General features: G+C 34.4%; 1 protein-coding gene. It reads right to left on the bottom strand.

From position 1 onward, the window contains the following. Positions 1-42: 42 nt before the first annotated feature. On the bottom strand, positions 43-648 hold the full coding sequence (gene rpsD / locus EIZ48_RS31545) for a 30S ribosomal protein S4 (RefSeq protein WP_160658770.1): 606 nt from the start codon (positions 646-648) through the stop codon (positions 43-45). Between the last annotated feature and the right edge of the window lie 153 nt (positions 649-801).

The following is an 801-nucleotide window of genomic DNA, read 5'->3' as shown; positions in this document are numbered from 1 at the left end:
AAGGTACAAAAATTGTCCGAACGCTTATTCTTTTAGTTAGGTTTAAGTCTGACGAGAATAATATTCTACGACTAGCAGCTCATTTATTTTCAAACCKACCCATTTACTATCTATTATTTGATTGACTAATCCTTTATATTGAAATGGGTAAAGAGTCAAATGTTTTGGCARTTCCTCCTGAGGGGAGGAATCGAGAGAATTCTGAATCAGAGCTCTGGATTTTTGTTCATCCCYTGCTGTAATAATATCTCGGGGTTTGCAACGATAACTCGGTATATCTACTATACGACCATTAACGACAATATGTCGATGGTTAACTAMTTGGCSAGCTCCGGGAATAGTTGAAGCCATACCCAATCGAAAAAGTATGTTATCCAAACGCATTTCAAGTAATTGTAATAAAACCTGACCTGTTGACCCCTTGGCTTTTCCGGCAATACGAACRTATTTAAGTAATTGTCGTTCTGTAAGACCATAATGAAAACGCAATTTTTGTTTTTCTTCTAGACGAATACGATATTGAGATTTTTTCCCGGAACGCRWTTGGTTTCTAAGATCATTTAYGGCYYTGGGCCTTTTATTMGTAAGTCCTGGTAAAGCTCCCAGGCGRCGTATTTTTTTGAAACGAGGTCCTCGRTAACGMGACATAAAAACTCCTTATTCTWGATTTATATTTATTTGAAATTTCATTTTACAGAATAAATCTAAAATAAAACTGAACTAAATTCTAAATGAAGTGAAATTTACGGAAGTATTGTATACTACAAAGAATAATGAAATGAATTATCTAAATATCCAAAA

Source organism: Photobacterium alginatilyticum, from assembly GCF_009910675.1.
Lineage (GTDB): Bacteria > Pseudomonadota > Gammaproteobacteria > Enterobacterales > Vibrionaceae > Photobacterium > Photobacterium alginatilyticum.
The sequence above is the reverse complement of the archived record's forward strand: the minus strand, read 5'-3'. Positions and strand labels throughout refer to the sequence as shown.